We start from the raw sequence: 22,210 nt of genomic DNA on the forward strand, positions 1-22,210 counted from the left end.
AGCCGGATCAGGAAGCCCCCGGGTCGGCGGCCGAGCGGACGGCGGCGTCCATGTGGCGGCCGACGCGGCGGACGAGCAGCGCCATCTCGTGGGCCAGCTGCCCCACGTCGGTCTGGACCTCGCTGAGCACGGCCAGCCGGCTGCCGTCGCCGGCCGGGGTGATGAAGAGGTAGGCGTCATCGAGCATGACCATGGTCTGCCGCACCTCACCGGCCTCGAACCGCTCCCCGGCGGAGCGGGCAAGGCTGTGGAAGCCGGAACAGACGGCGGCGAGGTGCTCGATGTCCCTTCTGCGCATGCCGTCCGAGGAGCTCAGCGGGAGGCCGTCCGCGGTCAGGAGCACGGCCTGGCGCACATGGTCGGTTCTGGCCACCAGGTCGTCGAGCAGCCAGCCGAGGTCCGAGCCTGGCGGCTGACCGGCCTCGTCGGTGGACTCGGGGCTCTGGTCACGGCGCATCGTGGGAGTCCGTCCCTTCCTCGGTTTCGGTTGGCTCCGTGGGGGGCTCGGCCCGCTCCGTGGGTGCGGTGCTCGTGGGGATGCCCTTGCGGCCGCGGTCGAGGCCGCGCTGGAAGGCGCCGAGGATCGACCGCAGCTCGTCGGCACTCACCTCGCGCTCCGCTGCGGCGTCGGCGGAGGGGGATTCGGTGCGCAGGCCGGGAGCGAGCGAGGTCTGGCGCACGCGGGTGGGGAGGGCGGGGGCATCCGCCGTACCAGCCATCAGCCCACCGCCCGGCCAGTTCGCCGCACGGGACAGGGCCTCGATGTCCGCCGGGGGCATCGGGATCCTGTGCTCCTCCTCCCGGGTCAGCTCCGGGGCCCGCTCGGGGGCGAGCACCGCCGTCCCGCGCCGCGAAGGCAGCTCCCGTGCGGGAGCCTCGGCCGCGGGCGCCACGGCCCCGGCCGCGACGTCGGCCAGCAGCGCCTCGGGCAGCAGCACGACCGCCGTCGTACCGCCGTAGGGCGACCGGCACAACGTGACGTCGATGCCGTGCCGGGCGGCGAGCCGGCCCACGACGTACAGGCCGAGCCGGTCGTGCCGCGTCGGGTCGAAGTCGTCCGGGCGGGTGAGGGTGCGGTGGGCCTCGTCGATCTGCTCGGGGTCGAGTCCGAGGCCGCGGTCGTCGATCTCCAGGACGAATCCGCCGCGGGCACGGCTGGTGCGCAGCGTGACCTGGGCGTTGGGCGGGGAGAACACGGCGGCGTTCTCTACGAGTTCGGCGATCAGATGGACGACGTCGGCGACGGCGTCCGCGGCGATGCCCACCTCCGCCATCGGCGGGATCACGACCCGCGCATAGTCCTCGATCTCACTGACCGCAGAGGCGACGACGTCGGCGACGGGCACGGGCCGCCGCCATCTGCGGCCGGGCGCCGCGCCGGAGAGGATGATCAGACTCTCCGCGTGCCGCCGCATCCGGGTGGTCAGATGATCGATGCGGAAGAGCTCGTCCAGGACGTCCGGGTCCTCCGTGCGCCGCTCCAGCGTGTCGACGAGCTTCAGCTGTCGGTGCACGAGTGCCTGGTTGCGCCGGGCGATGTTGAGCAGCACGGCGAACAGCCCGCGCCGCAGGGTGGCCTGCTTGACGGCGGCCTCGACGGCCGCGAGACGGGCGGTGTTGAAGGACCGGCCCACCTGCTCGATCTCGTCGGAGCCGGACTCCCCGCCGGCCAGGGGCGGCGCCGCGGCCTGGGCGTCCACCTCCTCACCCGCGCTCAACCGCTCCATCACGTCCGGGAGCTGACGGGTGGCCAGCAGGTCGGCCGCGTCCCGCAGGGTCTCCAGACGACGGGAGATGCGGCGGGCGCCGCGCACCGCGAACCACAGCGACAGACCCGCGGCGGCCAGTCCCAGCGCTCCGACGACGATGGCCTTCGTGAGCTCCCGGTAGGCGAACGCCCGGGCGCGTGCGGCCGCGTTCTTGGCCGACTGGGTGCACAGCAGCATGTAGCGCTTGACGGCACGGTCCGTGGTCGTGCGCCAGGACTCCGCCGCTACGGCCTTGCCCGCACCGTCGGCGCCGGCCCGCAGCAGGGCGTCCTCGCCCGTGGTCAACGCGCGGTACACGTCCTCGCGTTGGAACGTCTCGAACAGGGTCCGCGAGTCGGAGGGCAGATCGGGCACGTACGTCCGCTGGAAGACCCGGCGGTCCTCGATGGTCGCCGTGAGGGTGTCGTACTGGCGGTCGGTCAGCTTGCCCGCGGCGCGCGCCCCGGCGACCAGGGCGTCCTCGCGCGAGACGAACTCGCGTACCCGTACGAGCTCGCTGACGACCTGCGCCTCCCGCGCCATCTGCCCGGCCTGCAGTGCGGTGAGGGCGGACTGGTTGTCGAAGCCCGGCTCCACCAGCCCGCTGTACTCGGCGACCGCGTCGTCCCAGGAGATACGGCCCGCGAGCACGCGCTCGCGCAGCCCCTCCAGCTTGTCGGCGGCGGCGAGCATGGAGTCGAGCACCTGCCGCTGCCGGTCGGAAAGGCGGCCGCGGTCCCCGTTGTGGATCGCGTCGCGCATCGCGCCGACGACCCGGTCGGTGCGCCGCTGCTGCTGGAGCAGGTCAAGGGCCGCACCGTTGCGGTGGCCCCCGCCCAGGTACGCGGCCGCGAGCCGCCGTTCGATCTGGATCTGTCCGATCGCCGTGTCGACGGGCGTGCCGAAGTCCACGTACACGCCCTGGACCCGTACCAGCGCGCGGAGTTCGCCGGTGACCGACACCATGGCGAAGCTCCACAGAGTCATCAGGGCGAGAGCCGGCGCGAACGCCAGCGCCACGATCCTGCCGCGGACCGTGGTGGGACGGCCGAAGGACCAGCGCATGATTTCCCCAGAACGACAGGACGATCGGGTGGCCGGGGCAAAAAACCGCTGACCGGCGAGACTTACCCGCCGGTAGTAAGCGCGCACAACCTATGGGATGCCATGTATCACCCGCAATGGTTGCCTCCGGTAACACCCGCCTCAGCCGTCCCCACCGGCGCGCTCAGTCCGCGCGGTACACGGCGAATCTGGTGATCACCGCCGCGTGGTCCGACGGCCAGTCGTTGCCGAAGACATCGGGCCAGGGGCGGGGGGTGCCGCAGACGTATGTCCGGGAGTCGAGCACCGCGAGACCCTGGTGCAGCACGTAGTCGATCCGGTCCTGCGGTTCGGGACGTCCGCTGCCGCGCTCGTTCACCGGGTGGATCGGCGACCAGGTGTGGCCGGGCTCGGCGGCCGGGTCGGGGTTGGCCTCGCGATAGGAGTCGCACAGGCCCGCCTCCTCGGCCGCCTTCGTCACCGGCCACGCCACGTCCGGCCAGTCGAGGTGCGAGGGGCAGTTGAAGTCGCCCGTGAGCACGACCGGAACACCGTTACCGGCCGACTCGCCGATCCGCTGGAGGGCGTCCCGCATCTGGGCCAGGCGCGCCTCCTCGTGCGCGATCAGCTCGGCCGCGGGCAGCCCGTCGTAGACGGATTCATAGGGCCCGTACGGGGTGTAGTCCAGATGGGCCGTCCAGACGTCCACCTCGCTCCCCCGGCCGATGCGCAGACGGACGCCCGCCGCCCCGTAGAAGCCCACGTCCGGATCGCCGAAGTGCGCGGTGATGGGGTACCGGCTGATGACGCCGAGGTTCTCGCCCGCCCGGTGGTGGTACCAGCCGAGCGCCTCGGCCAGTTCCCCGGCCGCGGTACCGCCCGTCTCCTGCAGGCCCACCACATCGGCCCCGGTCTCCAGGACGGCCTTCAGCTGCTTGGCCCGGTGGTCGTCGACCCGGCTGCCGCCGAGCCAGAGGTTCCAGGTCATCACCCGCAGTTCGTACGGCAGCAGCGAGCGCAGCCGCTCGGGCGTGACCTCCTCCAGGCTGGCCAGCACGGTCCGCCCCGGCGCCGCGCCGATCGGCGCGAGCGACGGTACGGCGAGCACGGAGCAGCCTGCGGCCTCGGCGGAGGCGACGCCGGTCTGGGTGTCCTCGACGGCCACGCAGCCGACGGGGTCGACGCCGAGCGCACGGCAGGCGACGAGGTACGGGTCGGGCGCCGGCTTGGTGCGTTCGGTGTCGTCGGCGGTGACGGAGACCGCGAAACGCCCGGCGCCGAGCGCTTCGAGCACGGTGTCGGCGACGGCGCGGGAGGAGGCGGTCACCAGTGCGGTGGGGATGCCCTCACGGGCGAGGGCATCGAGCAGGTCGAGCGCGCCGGGGCGGGGCACGATCCCGCCCCGGACGCGGTCCGCGAACTCACGGTGCAGCTCGGTGGCGAGGTCGGCGGCGTGGGCGCCGGTGAGTCCGGCCAGCCAGTCGGCCGTGTGCTCGACGGGACGGCCGAGCACCTGCGGCTGGTCCTCCTCGCCCAGCGGCCGGCCGAGTCCGCCCGCGACTCTCTCCACCGCCTCCCACCACAGCCGCTCGGTGTCGACGAGCGTGCCGTCCATGTCGAAGAGGACGGCTTGGAGAGGCAGTTGCGTCACGGTGTTCTCTTTCATGTGTGGGGGGATCGGTAGCAGGGATCACATCAGGGGGCAGGGCGCCGGTCAGCGGGTGCGTTCGGCGACCAGAACCGGGCGCTGAGGGAGCGTCACCGTCACCGCGGCACCCGCGGTCAGGGCGGCGGCCTCGTGTGCCGGCAGGTCGGCCTTCACCTCCGTGGCGTCGGACAGGCGTACCGTCAGCCGGATCGTGGCGCCGAGGAAGGCGGTGGCGACCACGCGCGCGCCGCCGTCGTCGTCCGGGGCCACCCGGACCGCCTCGGGCCGCACCAGCACGTCCACCTCTCCCGCGGCGGGAGCGTCCCCGTCGACGGGCAGCCGCTGCCCGAGCACGTCCACCTCGCCCGAGGTCAGCCGGCCCGGGATCCGGCTCATCGTGCCGACGAACTCGGCGACGAAAGCGGTGGCCGGGCGGTCGTACAACTCGGAGGGGGCCGCGCACTGTTCGAGCTTCCCGGCACGCATCACCGCCACCCGGTCGGCCATGGAGAGCGCCTCCTCCTGGTCGTGGGTGACGAACAGCGTGGTGATGCCGAGTTCCTGCTGAAGCCGGCGGATCTCCTCGCGCAGCGTGAGGCGCACCTTGGCGTCCAGGGCGGACAGCGGCTCGTCGAGCAGCAGGACGCGCGGGCGCAGGGCGAGCGCCCGGGCCAGTGCGACGCGCTGCTGCTGGCCGCCGGAGAGCTGGTGGGGGAAGCGGCCGCCCTTGTCGCCCAGACCCACCAGGTCGAGCAACTCGGCCGCGCGGGCCAGCCGTTCGGAGGTGCGCACCTTGCGCATCCGCAGCCCGAAGGCCACGTTGTCGAGCGCGCTGAGGTGCGGGAAGAGGCTGTAGGACTGGAAGACCATTCCCGCGTCGCGGCGGTGGGCCGGAACACGGGTGACGTCCTCGCCGTCGACGCGCACCTCGCCCGCGTCCGGGTGCTCGAACCCGGCGAGCATGCGCAGCGCGGTGGTCTTGCCGCAGCCGGACGGACCGAGCAGGGCGAGGAGTTCCCCGGGCCGCACGGTCAGGTCGAGTCCGTCCAGGGCGACGGTCGGGCCGAACTCGCGGCGCAGACCGTGGAATTCGACTGTCGCCGCGTTGTCGCGCGTCGCAGCCTTGTCGGTGGTCATGTGGTTCATCCCTTGGCGGCGGTACGGGAGCGCCCGCCGAAGACGGCGAGCGAGAGGAGCAGGGCCCAGGTGACGAGCAGGCTGAGCACGGAGACGGCGACGGACAGCTGGGCCTGGGAGCCGCCGACGCTGTAGATCCACACGGCGAACGGGGTGAAGCCCAGCAGCTGGGCGACGGTGAACTCACCGAGGACCAGGGCCAGGGTGAGGAAGGAGGCGTTCAGCAGCGCGCCGCGCAGATTGGGCAGGACGGCCTGGAGCAGGGCCTGCGCCCAGTTCGCCCCACAGCTGCGCGCGGCCTCGACGAGGGTGCGCACGTCGATGGCGCGCAGCCCCGCGTCCAGGGCCCGGTACACGAAGGGCAGAGCCATCACGACGTACGCCAGGACCAACACGAACGGGAAGTCCGGGTTCTGGATGGCCACGAACGTCTGGAACAGCGGCGTGCGGGAGAGGTACTCGGGCCCCCATTTGAGGACCGTGGAGATCCCGGCGACGAACGCGATCGGCGGCACGACCAGCGGCAGTGAGCAGATCACCTCGACGGCCGGCCGCAGCCGGGGCGCCCCGAGCCGCAGCGCGACCAGGGCGGGCACCATCAGCAGCAGGACCAGAACGATCGTGGCGGCGGCCAGCTCCAGCGAGAGCACCAGACTGGAGCCGAATCCGGCGGTGGAGACGATCTGGCTGTAGGCGTCGAAGGTGACGCCCTGGCCGGGCACGTCCACCGTGAAGATCACGGAGGCGGCGAGCGGCACCAGGAAGTACAGGCCGGCGCAGGCCAGGACGGCCCAGCGCCACAGGTTCAGGCGAGCCATCGCGTGCTCCGTCGTTGCAGGGGCAGGTACACGGCCATGACCAGGCCCGCGACGAGGACCATGTCGAGGCTGAGGGCCAGCGCCACATTCTCCTGCCCGACGAGGACGTTGCCGGAGATGGCGTCGGCGATCTGCAGGGTGACCAGCGGGACGGCGCTGCCCACCATGGCCGCGGCCGTCGCGTACGCGGCGAAGGCGCTGCCGAAGAGCAGGACGAATCCACCGAGCAGCGAGGGCAGCAGCACGGGCAGGGCCACATGCCGCCAGTATTGGAAGGCCGTCGCGCCGTTGTTCTGGGCGGCCTCGCGCCACTGGGTGCGCAGTCCGTCCAGGGCGGGGGTGATGGTGAGGACCATCAGCGGGATCAGGAAGTAGAGGTAGACGATCACCAGGCCCCAGAAGCTGTAGAGGTTCCAGCCCTGGTCGGCGAGGCGCAGGTGGCGGGTGAGCACACCGGAGTTGCCGAGCGTGGCGACGAAGGCGAACGCCAGCGGGACGCCGCCGAAGTTAGCGAGCACACCGGACGCGGTGAGCACGGCCTCGCGCAGCGCGCGGAACCGGGAGGTCGCCACCACCTGCGCGAACAGCAGTCCGAACACGGTGCCGGCGGCGGCCGAGACCGCGGACAGTTTCACACTGCCGATCAGGGCCGTGAGGTAGGCGCCGTGCAGAGAGGTGGTCAGGTTGGCCGCGCTGTACGAGGTGGCGCCCGTGGCCGGGTCCTTGACCGTGAAGGCGCCGTTCAGCATGGCGAGGGCGGGGATGCCGAAGGCGATCGCCGTGAAGGCGAGCAGCGGGAGGACGGCGAGTGCGCCCAAGGGGCGGCGCCGCCGCTGCTGCGGAGCAGCGGCGGGCGCCACCTCGGCCTCGGTGAGGACGGCGGTCATCCGGAGACGGCCTTCCCCCAGCCCTGCGCGAGGACCGTCTTGGCCTTGTCCTGCTGGGCCTCGGTGGGGAACGACGGCGTGCCGGAGACCGCGGGAAGCTTGGCGGCGGCGGTCTTGTCGAGCGTGCCGGCCGTGTCCATGGCCGTCATCAGGGCAGGGCGGGCGTAACCCTTGAGCCACACGTTCTGGCCCTCGGCGCTGTACAGGTACTCCTGCCACAGGCGGGCGGCCGCCGGGTGCGGGGCGTCCTTGTTGATGGCCTGCGAGTAGTACTGGGCGTACTGGCCGTCGGTGGGGATGGCCACCTTCCAGTCCAGGCCCTTGGACTTGAACTCGTCGGCGTAGCCGGCGTTCAGGTAGTCCCAGTCGATACTGATCGGGGTCTCGCCCTTCTCGACGGTGGCCGGGGTCGACTCGACGGGCGTGTAGTTGCCGTTCTTCTTCAGCTTGGCGAAGAAGTCGAGACCGGGCTGGATGTCGTCGAAGGATCCGCCGTTCGCGAGGGCGGCCGCGTAGACACCGCCGAAGGCCGAACCGGACTTGGTCGGGTTGCCGTTGAGCGCGACCTGCCCCTTGTACTGCGGCTTGAGGAGGTCCTTGAAGGTGGTCGGGCACACCTTGACGCGCTTGGCGTCGCAGCCGATGGAGACGTAGCCGCCGTAGTCGTTGTACCAGCGGGCCTGCGGGTCCTTCTGAGCGGTGGGGATGTCACCGAAGGAGGCCACCTTGTACGAGGCGAGCAGCCCCTGCTTTGCGGCGCTGAGCGCGAAGGAGCTGCCCAGGTCGAGGACGTCGGGCGCACGGTCCTGGCCCTTGCGGGAGGTCACGGCGTTGATCTCGTCCTGGCTGGAGCCGTCGGGGCTCTCGACGTCGATCTTGATGCCGTACTTCTTCTGGAAGCCGTCGATCAGAGCGCCGTAGTTGGCCCAGTCGCGGGGCAGGGCGATCGCGTGCAGCGTGCCCTCCTTCTTGGCAGCCTTGACCAGGGCGTCGAGGCCGCCCAGGTCCGCGGCCGAGGTCGCGGTGGCCGCGCTCTTGCCGTCCGCGGAGGTCGACGCGTTGTCAGGGGCCGCGCCACAGGCGCTGAGGGCGAGTGCGGCGACGGCAAGGCCACCGGTGAGGACGGCGGTCCTCGGCAGGAACACGGTCACGGGTCTCTCCAGGAGTACGCACGAAGACTCGGGTCGGAAGCAGAACTTGTCTGAACAAGTCGACCCCAGTACGCCCGGCACCGGTGTCCTGTTCATGAACAGCGGCGAAACCCTGAACCCTACTTGCCTGCACATTCACCGCCGGTACTGATCACGTGCAGGTCTCGATTAGGCTGGTCAGGCTGTGCACAGCAGACGACCCAGAGGGGAAGCATGGCGGCGCGACACGAGGAGATCGCCGACGAACTGCGGCGGGCGATCGACCGCGAGGAGTACACGGTGGGCAGTCTGCTGCCCCCGGAGACGGACCTCGCGGCCCACTACGGCGTATCGCGCGGCACGGTCCGCCAGGCGATAGCGGCCCTGACGTCGGAGGGGCTCATCGGGTCCCGGCAGGGTGCCCGCCGGGTGGTGCTGGCCAGCAGGCGCAGCCAGAGCTTCGCGGAACTGCGCAGCTTCGCGCAGTGGGCGCGGGCGATGGGCCGCGAGGCGACCGGGCGGGTGGTGGCACAGGAGTACCGGCCGGCCTCCAAGGAGGACGCGGTACGCCTCCATCTGCCGGAAGGGACCCCGGTGTTGCACGTCCTGCGCGTCCGCGGTCTGGATGGCGAGCCGGTCCTGCTGGAGCGGACCGTGTACGCGGACTGGATCTCCCCGGCGGTCGAGTCCATCGAGCCCGACTGCCCCTCTGTGACCCAGCGGCTGTTCGAGGAGACTGGCCTGGTCTTCGCCTATGGCGAGCACATCATCGACGCGGTCGCGGCCGGTGCCCATGACGCCGAACTGCTCGGCGTCCGCCGCACCAGTCCGCTGCTGCGGGTCCGCCGCGTCACGACCACACGCGAGGGGCGCCCGGTGGAGTGGTCGGACGACCGCTACCGCTCGGACGCCGTGAGCTTCAGCGTGCACAACTCGATCGGCAACAACGCGCTGGCGCGCAAGACCGCCGAGTGACCGGCCGGGCGGTGGGCGCTCAGCCGGAGGTCGCGGCCACGCAGAACTCGTTGCCCTCCGGGTCGGCCATCACCACGTGGTGGCCGTCGAACTCCCCGAGGATCCTTCCGCCCGCCTCCACCAGACGCCCGGCCTCCGCCCTGATCCGCGCCCACCGCTCCTCGGGAGTGCCGTGCCCCGGGACACGGACGTCGATGTGCAGGCGGTTCTTGGCGGTCTTGGGCTCGGGCACCTTGAGAATCGACAGCAGGGGGCCGACACCGTCGGGATCGCACAGCCACGCGCCGTCGTCCACGGAGTCGTCCTCCGGCAGGTCGAACTGCGCGTGCCACTCCTCACGCGTCGCGAAGGGGGCGGGCGGCGGCTCGTCGATGTAGCCGAGTGCCGTCTTCCAGAACGCGGCGAGGAGCTGGGCGTCCGCGCAGTCGAGGGTCAGAGTGATTCTGGCTGCCATGGCCGTGACCGTACTCCGCGCCACTGACATCGGCGGTCACGGCCGGATTCGCGGTGGCCGTGGTTCCGTCACCGGCCGGCAGCCGGGCCGCCTCAGGTCGGCGACCCCGACGAGAACCGTCGCAGCAGCGGGGACAGCACGAGTACCGACTTGGTGCGCTCCACGAACGGCTCCCCGGCGATCCGCTCCAGCACGCGCTCGAAGTGGCGCATGTCGGAGGCGAAGACCTGGGCGATCGCGTCCGCCTCACCGGTGACGGTGGAGGCGGCCACGACCTCCTGGTAGCGCTCAAGACCCCGCTGGATGGTCTCGGGCGAGGTGTTGCGACGGCAGTAGATCTCGACGAACCCCTCGGTCTCCCAGCCGAGCGCCCCCGGGTCGACCCGGACGGTGAACCCGGTGATGGCACCGGTCGCGCGCAGCCGGTCCACGCGCCGCTTGACGGCGGGTGCGGACAGGCCGACCAGTTGCCCGATGTCCGCGTAGGAGCGGCGGGCGTCCTCGGCGAGGGCGTGGACGATGCGTTCGTCGAGATCGTTCAGCAAGGCGGGTGGTTCACTTCTCTGCGGTGACTGCGGCCGGTGCGGGCTCCACGGCTGCCAGCCGGGAGCGCCGGTGGCCGTACCCGAAGTAGAACACGAGCCCGACGGCCATCCAGACACCGAAGACCACCCAGGTGACGGTCGAGAGGCTGCCCATCATCCAGATGCACAAGGCGAAGCCGAGCGCGGGCAGGACCGGGGACCGCGGGACCCGGAAGGTGCGCGGCATCTGCGGACGCGTCCGGCGCAGCACCACCACCGCGATGTTGACCAGCGCGAAGGCGAACAGCGTGCCGATGCTCGTGGCGTCGGCGAGGTGGCCGAGCGGGATGGCGGCGGCCAGGACGCCGCAGAAGACCGACACGATCACGGTGTTGGCGCGGGGCGTGCCGGTCCGCGGGTGGACGCGCGAGAAGACCTTGGGCACCAGACCGTCCCGGGCCATCGCGAAGAGGATGCGTGTCTGTCCGTACAGCACGGTCAGTACGACGCTCGCGATGGCGATGCCCGCGCAGGCCGCGAGGAGCGTGCCCCAGAAGGTCTGGCCCGTGACGTCCTTCATGATCTGGGCGAGGGCGGCCTCCGAGTCGTCGAACTGCCGCCAGGGCTTCGCGCCCACGGCGACGGCCGCGACGAGGACGTACAGCGCCGTGACGATGACGAGGGACAGCATGATCGCCCGCGGCAGGTCGCGCTGCGCGTTCTTCGCCTCCTCGCCGGCCGTGGAGGCGGCGTCGAAGCCGATGTACGAGAAGAAGAGCGTGGCCCCGGCGGCGCTGACGCCGGCCGTGCCGAGCGGCATGAAGTTCGCGTAGTTGCCCGAGCGGAAGCCCTGGATGCCGATCAGGCAGAACAGCAGCAGCGCGGCGATCTTCACAACGACCATGATCGTGTTGGCCCGGGCGGACTCCTTGGCGCCGCCGAGGAGGAAGGCCATGGCGAGGAGCACGACGATCAGGGCCGGGAGGTTGAAGATGCCGCCGTCTCCGGGCGGCGCGGACAGGGCGGCCGGAATGGTGACACCGATGGTGCCGTCCAGCAGCTCGTTCAGGTACTCGCCCCAGCCGACCGCGACGGCGGCGACGGAGACGCCGTACTCCAGGACCAGACATCAGCCGCAGATCCAGGCGATCAGCTCGCCCATCGTTGCGTACGCGTACGAGTACGAGGACCCGGAGACCGGGATCGTGCCCGCCAGCTCGGCATACGACAGGGCGGAGAACAGCGCGGTGAGGCCGGCGATCACGAAGAAGAGGGTGACGGCGGGACCGGCCTTGGGAACGGCCTCTCCGAGCACCACGAAGATGCCGGTACCGAGGGTGGCACCGATGCTGATCATGGTGAGCTGTCACAGTCCGAGGGAACGCCGCAGGGTTCCTCCCTCGCCCTGGCCGCCCTCGGCTACCAGGCGCTCCACGGGCTTGCGGCGCATCAGACGTGCGCCGAGGCCGGGGGTCGCGTAGGCCGGATGACTGGGGGACTGCGGGGGTGTGCCTTGGTCGAGCACGCGTCGGCTCCTTATCGCTGCCGGTCAAGGGGCAGGCGGGACCGGCGGCACCCTGCGACGGGGACCACCGAGCGGGGGCCTCGCCACGCCACGTACAGGGCATGACCCTATGAGTCACGCTTCACGGGCGTAATGCAGCAAACCTTGCGCACCGTCGCTAGATCATCGCGTTCATCGGAGCGTCGCGGAAATGTGTTGCGCAAGCCCTTTCGCTGTTTTCGCCTGGACACCGGAGCCCGCCGCTCAGCCCTCCTTGCACGCTCCGGCGACCGCTCACGCCTCGGTTTCGTGCACCGGTCGCAGCCCGTCCGTGCGGACCTTCCGCGGGCCGTCGGACGTCGATCCAGCGGGTGCGGGCCGCCTGCTCGGCGGCTCCGGGACGCCGGGGCGCGTGCCCAACGGACCGGGTTCCTACGGCGACGGCCCCGTCATCCCGGCCTGGGACAACAGGGCCGTCCGGCGCCTGACGAACCGTCAGTTCCAGCTGGCGTGCAGCGGCTTGCCCTCCGCGTAACCCGCCGCGCTCTGGATGCCCACCACCGCGCGCTCGGCGAACTCCTCCAGGGAGTTCGCGCCCGCGTACGTGCAGGACGAGCGGACGCCCGCGATGATCGAGTCGATCAGGTCCTCGACACCCGGACGGACCGGGTCGAGGAACATCCGGGAGGTGGAGATGCCCTCCTCGAACAGGGCCTTGCGGGCTCGGTCGTAGGCCGACTCCTCCGACGTACGGTTGCGCACCGCGCGCGCCGAGGCCATGCCGAACGACTCCTTGTAGAGGCGGCCCTCCGCGTCCTGCTGCAGGTCGCCGGGTGACTCGTAGGTGCCCGCGAACCACGAGCCGATCATCACGTTGGACGCCCCGGCGGCCAGCGCCATGGCGACGTCGCGCGGGTGCCGGACACCGCCGTCGGCCCACACGTGCTTGCCGTACTTCCGCGCCTCGGCCGCGCACTCCAGGACCGCCGAGAACTGCGGGCGGCCGACGCCCGTCATCATGCGCGTGGTGCACATGGCGCCGGGGCCCACACCGACCTTGACGATGTCCGCGCCCGCCTCGATCAGGTCGCGCACACCCTCGGCGGCGACGACGTTGCCCGCGACGACCGGCACCTGCGGGTCCAGCCCCCGGACCGTCCTGATGGCACTGATCATGGACTCCTGGTGGCCGTGCGCGGTGTCGATGACGAGCGTGTCCACGCCCGCGTCGAGCAGCTGCTTGGCCTTGCCCGCGACGTCGCCGTTGATGCCCACGGCCGCGGCGATGCGCAGCCTGCCCGCGGCGTCCGTGGCCGGGGTGTACAGCGTGGCCCGCAGGGCGCCCTTGCGGGTGAGGATGCCGACGAGCCTGCCCTTCTCGTCGACGGCCGGGGCGTAGCGGCGGTTGGCGGTGTCGAGAGTGATGAAGGCCTCGCGCGGGTCGATGCTCGCGTCGAGGATCAGCAGGTCCTTCGACATGACCACTTCGAGCTGGGTGAAGCGGTCCACACCGGAAAGGTCGGCGTCGGTGACCACGCCGATGGGCCGGTGGTCCTCGTCGACGACCACACCGGCGTTGTGGGCGCGCTTCGGCAGCAGCGCGAGGGCGTCGGCGACGGTCTGGTGGGGGGCCAGCACGATCGGGGTGTCCAGCACCAGGTGGCGGCTCTTGACCCAGGAGATGACCTCGGTGACCACGTCGATCGGGATGTCCTGCGGTACGACCACCAGACCCCCGCGACGGGCCACCGTCTCCGCCATGCGGCGGCCGGCGATGGCGGTCATGTTGGCCACGACGAGCGGGATGGTGGTGCCCGTTCCGTCGGGTGAGGCGAGGTCCACACCCTGGCGGGAACCGACCGCGGAGCGGCTCGGCACCATGAAGACGTCGTCGTAGGTCAGGTCGTACGCAGGCTGGATGTCGTTGAGGAAACGCACGTGCTGCACATCCCAGTCGATCAAAGGCGGCCCCCGGGCAGGACAGCCAAGGGGAAGAGCACGTACTTCATTGTCCCATGCCGGGTGGAATGCGGTCCCCGGACAGATCATCCAGGCAGGTCAGCGCCGCCTTCGTGGGATCCTCCAAGGGCGAGCGCGATACGGAGTCCCGGCTCGCGGTCCACCGCCGAGGTGAACACCTGCTCGGCGATCTCCCAGTCCTCCGGCCGCGCCGTCGCGTAACCTCTCCAACCGGTGACAAGGATCAGCAAGCCTCTGTCGGCTGCGGCTTCCGGCCAGACCGACAGATCGGTGAGCGAGTCGGAGAGTGCGTCCCAGTTGCGCCCGAACCAGCCCGGCAGCTCCAGTGCGCGCACGACCTGCTCCATGAACGCGGCCTTGTCGGCGACCCCATGGAGGTCCAGCGTCACGACGAGCGGGCCCGTCAGGTCCTCGGTCATCTCGGCACCGCCCGGAACGAGTTGCAGTGATCAGCAGGACGGACAGACAGACGGGCGGCCCTGGTGGCACACCGGGGACGCGGGACGCAGTGCGCCCACACGGCCCGGATGCCGCCACGACCGCCCTCGTATGCCCGGTGGTCAGGGCCCGTCGGGGTCCATCCGGTTCAGGGCGGGCCTGGGCGTCGGCCCTGCCGTCATGAGAACGTCCGCCGCCGACGTGTCCGTCACCAGGCTGGTGACGAGCCCGGACCGCAGGACCGCGTCGATCGCCGTCGCCTTGCGCTGCCCGCCCGCTATCGCGACGACCTCGGGGATACGGCGCAACTGGTCCGCCTTGACGGTGATGCAGCGTTCCCCGAGGTCCCGTCCGACCCGGCGGCCCTCGGCGTCGAAGAGGTGCGCGGACATCTCGGCGGCGACACCCAGGGAGGCGTAGTGCGCGCGCTCCTCCTCGGTGAGCATGTCGTGGACCGTCGAGATGCCCGGCTCCCAGGAGCCGATGGAGACGCAGGCGACCGTGACCTTGTCGAAGTACTCGAAGGCGCGGGCGATCCCCGTCTGGTTGCGCAGCGCCGCCGCGGTCGCCGCGTCGGGCAGCAGCATCGGCGCATAGATCGGGTGGGCGTCGCCGCCGGAGACCTGCGCGGCGCGACGGACGGCCTCCACCGAGCCGCGCTCGGCGGTCCCGGCGTCGTACACGCCCGTCAGCTGCACCACCGTGCAGGGCGGCAGGCGGTCGAGGGCCGCCGCCATGTGGATGGTGGAGCGGCCCCAGGCCAGACCGAGCACATCGCCCTCGGTCACCAGTTCGCCGAGCAGGTCGGCGGCCACCTCACCGAGGTTCTCGGGGTCGGGAGACTCCTCGGCGTCGGCCGGGGACTCCACCACCACGGCGTGCCTGAGGCCGTACCGGGCGCGCAGCGCGTCGGAGCGCTCCGCATCCAGCTCGGCGGGCACCCGGATCTCGATCCGCACGAGATCACGTTCGAGAGCGGTCTCCAGGACCCGGGCCACTTTGAAGCGGCTGACGCCGAACTCCTCCGCGATCTGGATCTTGGATTTGCCCTCGAGATAGAAGCGACGGGCCATGGCCGCCGCCTGCACCAGCTCAGCGGGTCCCATCCGCGTGGCTGACCGGCCCGCCGACATACCCGACACGGCCATCTCCTCACTGCTGTTCACACTCTGCATTCGCCTTCATCCTTGCAGATCTGGCGTGCTTGATCAGCCCAGACGGACGGCGTTCAGGTTCCGTTGTCTCACTCGTCGTACGCCCAGGACGCACGGGCGGTCGCCCGCTCCGCCTGGGTGCGCAATGCACGTACCGCGGCAGCCGGGTCGGCCGCCCCGTAGACCGCCGAACCGGCCACGAAGACGTCCGCCCCCGCCTCCGCGCACTGTTCGATGGTGGAGGCCGAGACACCGCCGTCGACCTGCAGCCACAGCTCGAGACCGTGCTTGCTGATCAGCTCCCGGGTACGGCGGATCTTCGGCAGCATGATGTCCAGGAAGGCCTGACCGCCGAAGCCGGGCTCGACCGTCATGATCAACAGCATGTCCAGCTCGGGCAGCAGGTCCTCGTACGGCTCGATGGGGGTCGCGGGCTTGAGGGCCATGGAGGCCCGCGCGCCCTTGGCCCGGATCTCGCGGGCGAGCCGCACGGGCGCGGCGGCCGCCTCGACGTGGAAGGTGACCGAGCCGGCACCCGCCTCGACGTACTGCGGCGCCCACCGGTCGGCGTCCTCGATCATCAGGTGGCAGTCCAGCGGGGTGTCCGTCGCACGCGCCAGGGCCTCCACGATCGGCGCTCCGAGCGTGAGGTTCGGGACGAAGTGGTTGTCCATGACGTCGACGTGGAGCCAGTCGGCCCCCTCCACCGCCCGCGTCTCCTCGGCGAGGCGGGCGAAGTCGGCGGACAGGATGCTGGGGTTGATCTGCACGGCCATGACCCAAGACTGCCATGCCCAGGCCATGCGTGTTGACGTCGGTCCGCCCCTGGGCCCCCGGGGCCTTTCTGCCGGGGCGGCTGCGGGAGGACGGCCGCGAGAGGCCGGAGGGCCGCGTGGAGCAGTTCCTGGCCCAAGCCGTCCCCTCCCTCGCCGGAAGGGCACTCGCTCTGTGCGCGCGGGGGCCGGGTCCGCGCCCGTCACCGCGCCGCCGAGGCTCGCGTTCTGCGGCTGGTCGTTTTCCTACCTACGGAAGAGGCCCCTCGTTCCCTGCGGAAGGGCCCCTGGTCGGCGGTGACGCCGGCCAGGGGCCCCTTTTTATGCGATGTGCCTAATTTTTACGCGATGTGCCCAGCTCAGCCGTCGGACTCCGACGACGGGATGTAGGCGCCCGGTACGTCGTTCGGCGCGTACATCTTGCTCTCGCCGGGGTACGGCTTGGTCCAGTTGTGCGTCTCGTACCACGTGAAGTGGTTCATCTGCGCGGGGTTCGCGTAGTCCGGCACGGCGTGGGGACCGGTCAGCCGCTGGTGCGACTTCCAGGCGTTCCACTGCGCCGCGAGCGCCTGCTCCTTCGCCGGCACCTTCGCCGACGTCGGTGCGGGGGCCGCACTCGCGTCCTGCGGCGCCGGGGTGTCCAGGCCGCAGGAGGGCGGGGTGCTCAGGCCGAGGGTCAGCGAGGTCCGGTTGGGCAGCGCGGTGAACGGTGCGTTGTTCGGCGTCTTGGTGAACGCCGTGGCCATGGGGGTGGCCGCGCTGTCCTTCTGGTTCATCGGGTGGATCCCGAGGATCTGCTCGATGGTGCGGATCATCGTGATCTGCGAGTAGTAGCGGTTGTCGACAGCGCCGTGCTGCGCCCAGGGGCTGATGATCTGGATCGGGGCACGGTGGCCGTCGACGTGGTCGAGGCCGGCCTGGGAGTCGTCCTCGACGACGAAGATCGCCGAGTCCTTCCAGTACTTGCTGTGCGAGATCTTGTCGACCATCCGACCGACCGCGAGGTCGTTGTCCGCGACCTGCGCGGCCGAGTTCGCCGGGCCACCGGTGTGGTCGTTGGACAGCCAGAACATGTTCAGGTTCGCAGGACCGTTCTGCGCGAAGTCCTGCTCCCAGATCTGCTCCTTGTAGATGTCCGGGACGCTGGTGTCGAACAGCGGGAAGCCGGGCACCGACACCTTGTTGAGCGAGGGGATCGCCGAGCCCGTCTTGATGGGGTAGGCGGTCTTCTGGCCGGTCGCCTGCATGTTCTTGGTGTCGCAGTACAGGTTCTGCCAGCTCGCGCCGGCCGGCTTGCTCTCGATCGACTGGAACTCGCCGTAGTCCTTGACGGACTTGCCGGCCGCCTGCGCCCCGGACCAGATGAAGCCGGACTTCTGGTGGCCGAGGGCGTCGTCCTCGGTGTCGTAGCTGCGCGTGTACTCGCCGGCGGAGGACTCGGTGTACTCCGGGTCGTCGGCCTGCATCAGCCAGTTGTGGCCCTCGGCGGAGTTCGTGCCGATGTCGTACGTGTTGTCGTACAGGCCGAACTGCTCGGCCAGCGCGTGCTGGTTCGGCGTCACGTTCTCGCCGAACTGCGTCAGCGCCGAGTCGCCGTTGCCCTGCGGCATGTCACCGAAGACCTGGTCGTAGGTCCGGTTCTCCTTGACGATCAGGAAGACGTGCTTGATCGTCGAGGGGTCGCCGAGCCGCTTCGGGACCGGCACCGCCTTCGCCTTGCTGCCCTTGGCCACCTTGACCGAGCCGTTGGTCCAGCCGTTCTGCTTGAAGACCTTGGCCGTCTCGGACCTGATGACGCTGTCGTCCGGCAGCGTGAACTGCGTCAGGCTCGACGTGGTGTCGTGGGTGCCGTGCCCGGCGCTGCTGGTGGGGCGACGGGCGTCTATGCCACGCGTGTTGGAGACGACCACGTTCTTGCCCACGGTGGTGATCTCCGCGGGGAAGTAGTCCGTCGGAAGCAGGCCGACGTAGCTGACCGGCTCCTGTGCGGACTTGTAGCGGTAGACCGCGACCGCGTTGGCGCGGCCGAGCGTCACCAGCAGGTGACCGTCGTCGGTGAGCGTCACCGCGTCGGGCTCGTAGCCCACCGAGGCCTCCGGCCACGGCTGGGTGGAGATGGTCTGGACGACCTTGTCCTTGCGGCTGTCGATGACCGACACACCGTTGGTGGCGGTGTCGGTGACGAACACAACGCCGTTCTTGGCGTACACCGCGGTCGGGTGCAGACCGACGTCGATGCTCGAGGCGGCCGCGGTCGGGTTCGCCAGGTCGATGACGCTGACCGTGCCGGTGGTGGTGGCACCGGTGTCCGGGTTGGCCGGCACCTGGGTGCCGTAGGAGTTGATCGTGGTGTCGCCGGCCTTCGCCGGACGGCCGCCCTCGTTGCTGACGTAGAGCTTGTTGCCGACCATGGCCATGCCGCGGGGGGCGTTGCCGACGGCCCAGCTCTGCTTGATGGTCCCGGTCGCCGCGTCGATGGCGACCACGCGGTTCTGGCCGTTGACCGCGGAGTACACGGTGGAGCCGTCGGCCGAGAACACCGCCGCACCCACGAGCGCGTGCTTGGAGCCGTCGGCCGGGATCGAGACGGCCGTCGGGTTGGCGAGGGTGCCGTCCGCGTTCACGGTGAACTTGGTGTAGCCGTCGCTCTGACCCAGCCACAGCTGCTTGCCGTCGGGCGAGTACGTCGGGCCTTCCTGGCCGACCGCGCTGCTGCTGATGCGCAGGTTGTCGGCGGCGTTGGTGCCGACCTTCTGCTTCACCTGGCCGGTCGCGAGGTCCATGATGACCAGGGCCGCGTCGCCGTCGGTGACCGCAGCGGCGAGGTGCGTGCCGTCCGGGCTGACCGAGGACGACATGATCTTGCCGTCGTTGATGACGGTGCGGTTGCCGTACGGCGCGATGTACTGGTCGCTGGAGACGACCTGACCGTTGGCGGTGGTCTGGCCGACCTGCTCGGTTCCGAACTGCTGCGTCTGCGCAACAGCGGTGCCCGTGACGGCGAGGACGACAGCGGTGCCCACCGATACCAGAGTGGTACGGCGGCCGACGCGTCTACCGAAAAGGCTGATCTGTGCCTTCTCGTTGATCCGACGCTGCCGTGTTACCTGCATGGAATTATCCCTTCAGGGTGGTGTGCAGCAGTTCGACGTTGCCGTCGAACTGCCACAACGGGTTCGGAGCGTCACCGGTCGAGGTCCGGACGAGGAAGTAGCCGTTCACTTCCTTCGGTCCGTCACCATCGGCCATGAAACGCCCGTCTGGGGTGACGTCGAGCTGGTAGATGGCCTGTCCCGCGGCCTCGACGCCAGGAAGATGCCAGGACACAACGCACCGCCAGTCATTGCCCGGCCCCTCGGGCACGACCCTGGTGCTCCCCTTGTCACACGCCGCCGAGGCCCGCAACTGCGCCTCTGTCACAGCGGGCCGGTTCAACTGGTCGGTCTGAAGGCGGTACAGGTGCGCGAACGCCGTCGCCACCGAGCGCTGCACCTTGTCCTGCTCGATCCCCGAGCCCGACGCCCCCGTCGTCGAAGCGAGCACGGCCACCGAGCAGGCCACCACTCCGACCAGCGGCAACACGCCGGCGACGAGGGCGCGGCGGCCCGAACCGTCATACGTCAGGTTGGTGAAGTCACGCCGCACGAACAGCACATACGCCAGCACGCTCGCCACCACGGCCCACACCAGACTGACCACGATGCCGATCCACAGCGCGCCCAACTGCTCCGGACTGGTGAACAGACCATTCCAGGAGATGAAGGCGTAGCTGGGCAGGGCCAGGCGCACGGACACGGGCAGCGGCATCATCTGGGCCAGCTGCATCGCCAACGCGACGACCGCGGGCAGCAGAAGCCCCATCGGGGACCGCCCCAACGCGACCGAGCCCAGGAGTCCGATCCCGGCCAGGGCCAGCGTCGGGGCGAGGACGCACGCCCAGGCGAGGAAGACCCTGGCCGCGGTGTCCCCGGGGGTGAGCAGGTGGCCGTCCAGGCCGACCAGCGGCTGGTTGCCGACCGCCACCAGGCCGCCGACCGCGCTGGAGCAGGCCAGCCCCGCCACCAGCAGCACAATGACGGTCAGGCTGGCCAGGGCCTTGGCCAGGAAGATCCGCCGCGGCGAGCGGACGGCGACCAGCAGGTGCCGCCAGGTGCCCAGGCGGTCCTCGGAGGCGAAGACGTCACCGGCGACCACCGAGGTCAGCAGCGGCAACGCCCACGTCCCCGCGAACCCCAGCATCACCAACGGCCCCGCCCACCCCGTCGCATGCATCCAGCGACCGAACAGGGTGTCGACCGGGAGGGTGCTCTGCTGGCTCACCGCGGCCACGAACAACGCCGGAGCGATCCAGCACGCCAGCACCAGGAGCCGGATCCGCCACTGCGAGACCAGCTTGACCAGCTCGAAACGGTAGCCACGCGGCACCGACACCCGCCGGGCACCGGCAACGTTGTCGGCCACAAGGGTCGCGGTCATCGGTCGGCCTCCTGCGGCTCGGTCAGGGCAAGGAACGCCGCCTCCAGCGGCGAGACCACCGGGGCCAACTCACGTACCGCCACGCCCCCTTGCACCAGCGCGACGACCAACTCATCCAGAGCCGGTACCAGCGCGCGTACGACGAGGGCCTCGGTGTCACGCCGGGCCCCGGCGTCGGCGTCCGCCACGACATGGATGCCGGCCGTCTGCTCGGCCAGGCCGCGGGCGGCCTGCGCATCGGAGGTGACCAGCCGGTAGTCCAGCTCACGGTTCTCGGCGGCCAGCTTGCCCAGCGGCCCGGAGAAGACCACCCGGCCGGTGGCGACCAGGGTCACCTCCGAACACAACGCCTCGACATCGTCCATACGGTGGCTGGAGAGCACGACGCTGGTGCCCTCCTTCGCCAGCCGCGTCAGCACACCGTGCACATGCTTCTTCCCGGCCGGGTCCAGGCCGTTGGACGGCTCGTCCAACACCAGCAGCCGGGGTTTGGTCAGCAGGGCTGCGGCGAGCCCCAGCCGCTGGCGCATCCCCAGCGAGAAGCCACGGGCCCGGTCGTCGGCGACATCGCTCAACCCGACCTCGGCCAGCACATCCTCGATCCCGGCGGTCCGCGCGTCCCGGCCCTGCAGCGCGGCCAGCGCGGCCAGGTTCTGACAGGCCGTCAACGACGGGTACAGACCCGGCCCGTCCACAAAGCCCGCGACACCATCCGGAGCGGAAAGCGCCCGCCCCACCGGGGTGCCCAGGATCTCCAGCCGGCCGCTGTCCGCGACCGCCAGACCGAGCAACAGACCCAGCAACGTCGTCTTACCGGCCCCGTTCGGACCGACCAGGCCGTGGATCTGCCCCTGTGTCACATCCAAGTCGACACCGTCGAGGGCGACGACATCACCAAAGGCCTTGGTGATCCCGCGGGCCCGGACTGCGAGGAGTGTGTCCATGAGTCCCTTCCTTCGAAAGCACCATGGACATTAGGTGCGGCACACAACGTCTTGCATGGGCGCCCGGTTGAACGCTCATGGAACGCATCGTCAAGGCCTGGCAAGTTGTGTGGACAAGTGACTGGCTTCGAGCCGGGTTTGGACAAAGCCTGGACGGCCTGCGGCCCGCGATGCGGTGCACTGCTCAGGCTGAGCTCAAGGAGTCGGGCGCGCTGATGGCGCCGTCGTCCCTGGTCGGGCGGGGGGTGGGCAGTCAGTCTGGGGCCAGTCCTGAAACTTCCTCAGGTTCCGCTCGATCGCGCGGTTGAGGTAGGTGGGTTCGGCGACGGCGACGTCGGCCCGGTGCCGCTCGGAGAGCAGCCGGACTCCTCGGTGCGGCTCGAGGAACCACCGGAACCCTCGGCCGGGTTCGGCTCCGGTGCGTGGAAGGGCATCTGGAAGTCCTGTGACCGGTCCCTGTGTTGGCCGGTGAAGTCGCCGGGTTCCGGCGCCGGATGCACCTTCAGGTGTCCCGAGAACCTACACCGGCTGTAGGTACTCATTTCCCATGGCCATCGGCGAAGCCTTGACCTGCGA

General features: G+C 70.6%; 17 protein-coding genes and 1 pseudogene. 1 reads left to right on the top strand and 17 read right to left on the bottom strand.

The window, feature by feature from the left end:
• Positions 1–7: 7 nt before the first annotated feature.
• The 7 genes from ABZ904_RS00365 to ABZ904_RS00395 form a co-directional block, all read right to left on the bottom strand.
• The gene (locus ABZ904_RS00365; protein WP_359390174.1) at positions 8–457 is read right to left on the bottom strand and encodes a roadblock/LC7 domain-containing protein; all 450 of its coding nucleotides are present in this window, start codon (positions 455–457) and stop codon (positions 8–10) included.
• Entirely contained in the window at positions 447–2,813 is a 2,367-nt protein-coding gene (locus ABZ904_RS00370) for a nitrate- and nitrite sensing domain-containing protein (RefSeq protein WP_359390171.1), read from the bottom strand. Before ABZ904_RS00370 ends, ABZ904_RS00365 begins: the two co-directional genes overlap by 11 nt.
• Positions 2,814–2,976: 163 nt before the next feature.
• On the bottom strand, positions 2,977–4,443 hold the full coding sequence (locus ABZ904_RS00375; RefSeq protein WP_360992063.1) for an HAD-IA family hydrolase: 1,467 nt from the start codon (positions 4,441–4,443) through the stop codon (positions 2,977–2,979).
• Between the two features lie 63 nt (positions 4,444–4,506).
• The gene (locus ABZ904_RS00380) at positions 4,507–5,577 is read right to left on the bottom strand and encodes an ABC transporter ATP-binding protein (RefSeq protein WP_360992060.1); all 1,071 of its coding nucleotides are present in this window, start codon (positions 5,575–5,577) and stop codon (positions 4,507–4,509) included.
• A gap of 5 nt (positions 5,578–5,582) precedes the next feature.
• Positions 5,583–6,395, bottom strand: coding sequence for an ABC transporter permease subunit (locus ABZ904_RS00385; RefSeq protein ID WP_360992057.1), 813 nt, complete (start codon positions 6,393–6,395; stop codon positions 5,583–5,585).
• Positions 6,383–7,282, bottom strand: coding sequence for an ABC transporter permease subunit (locus tag ABZ904_RS00390; protein WP_359390159.1), 900 nt, complete (start codon positions 7,280–7,282; stop codon positions 6,383–6,385). Before ABZ904_RS00390 ends, ABZ904_RS00385 begins: the two co-directional genes overlap by 13 nt.
• Positions 7,279–8,433, bottom strand: coding sequence for an extracellular solute-binding protein (locus ABZ904_RS00395; RefSeq protein WP_360992054.1), 1,155 nt, complete (start codon positions 8,431–8,433; stop codon positions 7,279–7,281). Before ABZ904_RS00395 ends, ABZ904_RS00390 begins: the two co-directional genes overlap by 4 nt.
• Positions 8,434–8,646: 213 nt before the next feature.
• Between ABZ904_RS00395 and ABZ904_RS00400 the strand changes: the two genes are divergently transcribed.
• On the top strand, positions 8,647–9,387 hold the full coding sequence (locus ABZ904_RS00400; RefSeq protein WP_359390153.1) for a GntR family transcriptional regulator: 741 nt from the start codon (positions 8,647–8,649) through the stop codon (positions 9,385–9,387).
• Positions 9,388–9,406: 19 nt separating this feature from the next.
• Here the strand turns inward: ABZ904_RS00400 and ABZ904_RS00405 are convergent, their stop codons facing one another.
• The 10 genes and pseudogenes from ABZ904_RS00405 to ABZ904_RS00450 all read right to left on the bottom strand — a co-directional run bounded on the left by ABZ904_RS00405 (position 9,407) and on the right by ABZ904_RS00450 (position 21,634).
• Positions 9,407–9,841 (bottom strand): VOC family protein, encoded by a 435-nt coding sequence (locus ABZ904_RS00405; protein ID WP_359390150.1) that lies wholly within the window; start codon positions 9,839–9,841, stop codon positions 9,407–9,409.
• Between the two features lie 92 nt (positions 9,842–9,933).
• Complete coding sequence (locus ABZ904_RS00410; RefSeq protein ID WP_263228900.1) at positions 9,934–10,386, bottom strand: Lrp/AsnC family transcriptional regulator; 453 nt, start codon at positions 10,384–10,386, stop codon at positions 9,934–9,936.
• 10 nt (positions 10,387–10,396) lie between these two features.
• A pseudogene (locus ABZ904_RS00415) lies at positions 10,397–11,890 on the bottom strand (amino acid permease).
• 474 nt (positions 11,891–12,364) lie between these two features.
• Positions 12,365–13,807: a GuaB1 family IMP dehydrogenase-related protein gene (locus ABZ904_RS00420; RefSeq protein WP_359390146.1), complete on the bottom strand. Its 1,443-nt coding sequence runs from the start codon at positions 13,805–13,807 to the stop codon at positions 12,365–12,367.
• Between the two features lie 107 nt (positions 13,808–13,914).
• The gene (locus tag ABZ904_RS00425; RefSeq protein ID WP_359390143.1) at positions 13,915–14,268 is read right to left on the bottom strand and encodes a barstar family protein; all 354 of its coding nucleotides are present in this window, start codon (positions 14,266–14,268) and stop codon (positions 13,915–13,917) included.
• Positions 14,269–14,409: 141 nt separating this feature from the next.
• A complete protein-coding gene (locus ABZ904_RS00430; RefSeq protein WP_359390256.1) occupies positions 14,410–15,453 on the bottom strand; it encodes a sugar-binding domain-containing protein in 1,044 nt (347 codons plus the stop codon).
• A gap of 77 nt (positions 15,454–15,530) precedes the next feature.
• A complete protein-coding gene (gene rpe, locus ABZ904_RS00435) occupies positions 15,531–16,217 on the bottom strand; it encodes a ribulose-phosphate 3-epimerase (RefSeq protein ID WP_359390141.1) in 687 nt (228 codons plus the stop codon).
• 356 nt (positions 16,218–16,573) lie between these two features.
• Positions 16,574–19,327, bottom strand: coding sequence for an alkaline phosphatase family protein (locus ABZ904_RS00440; RefSeq protein ID WP_361820282.1), 2,754 nt, complete (start codon positions 19,325–19,327; stop codon positions 16,574–16,576).
• Between the two features lie 4 nt (positions 19,328–19,331).
• Positions 19,332–20,690: an ABC transporter permease gene (locus tag ABZ904_RS00445; RefSeq protein ID WP_361820285.1), complete on the bottom strand. Its 1,359-nt coding sequence runs from the start codon at positions 20,688–20,690 to the stop codon at positions 19,332–19,334.
• Positions 20,687–21,634, bottom strand: a complete 948-nt coding sequence (locus tag ABZ904_RS00450; RefSeq protein WP_361820288.1) for an ABC transporter ATP-binding protein — start codon at positions 21,632–21,634, stop codon at positions 20,687–20,689. Before ABZ904_RS00450 ends, ABZ904_RS00445 begins: the two co-directional genes overlap by 4 nt.
• Positions 21,635–22,210: the final 576 nt, after the last annotated feature.

Source organism: Streptomyces sp. NPDC046900 (assembly GCF_040644975.1).
Lineage (GTDB): Bacteria > Actinomycetota > Actinomycetes > Streptomycetales > Streptomycetaceae > Streptomyces.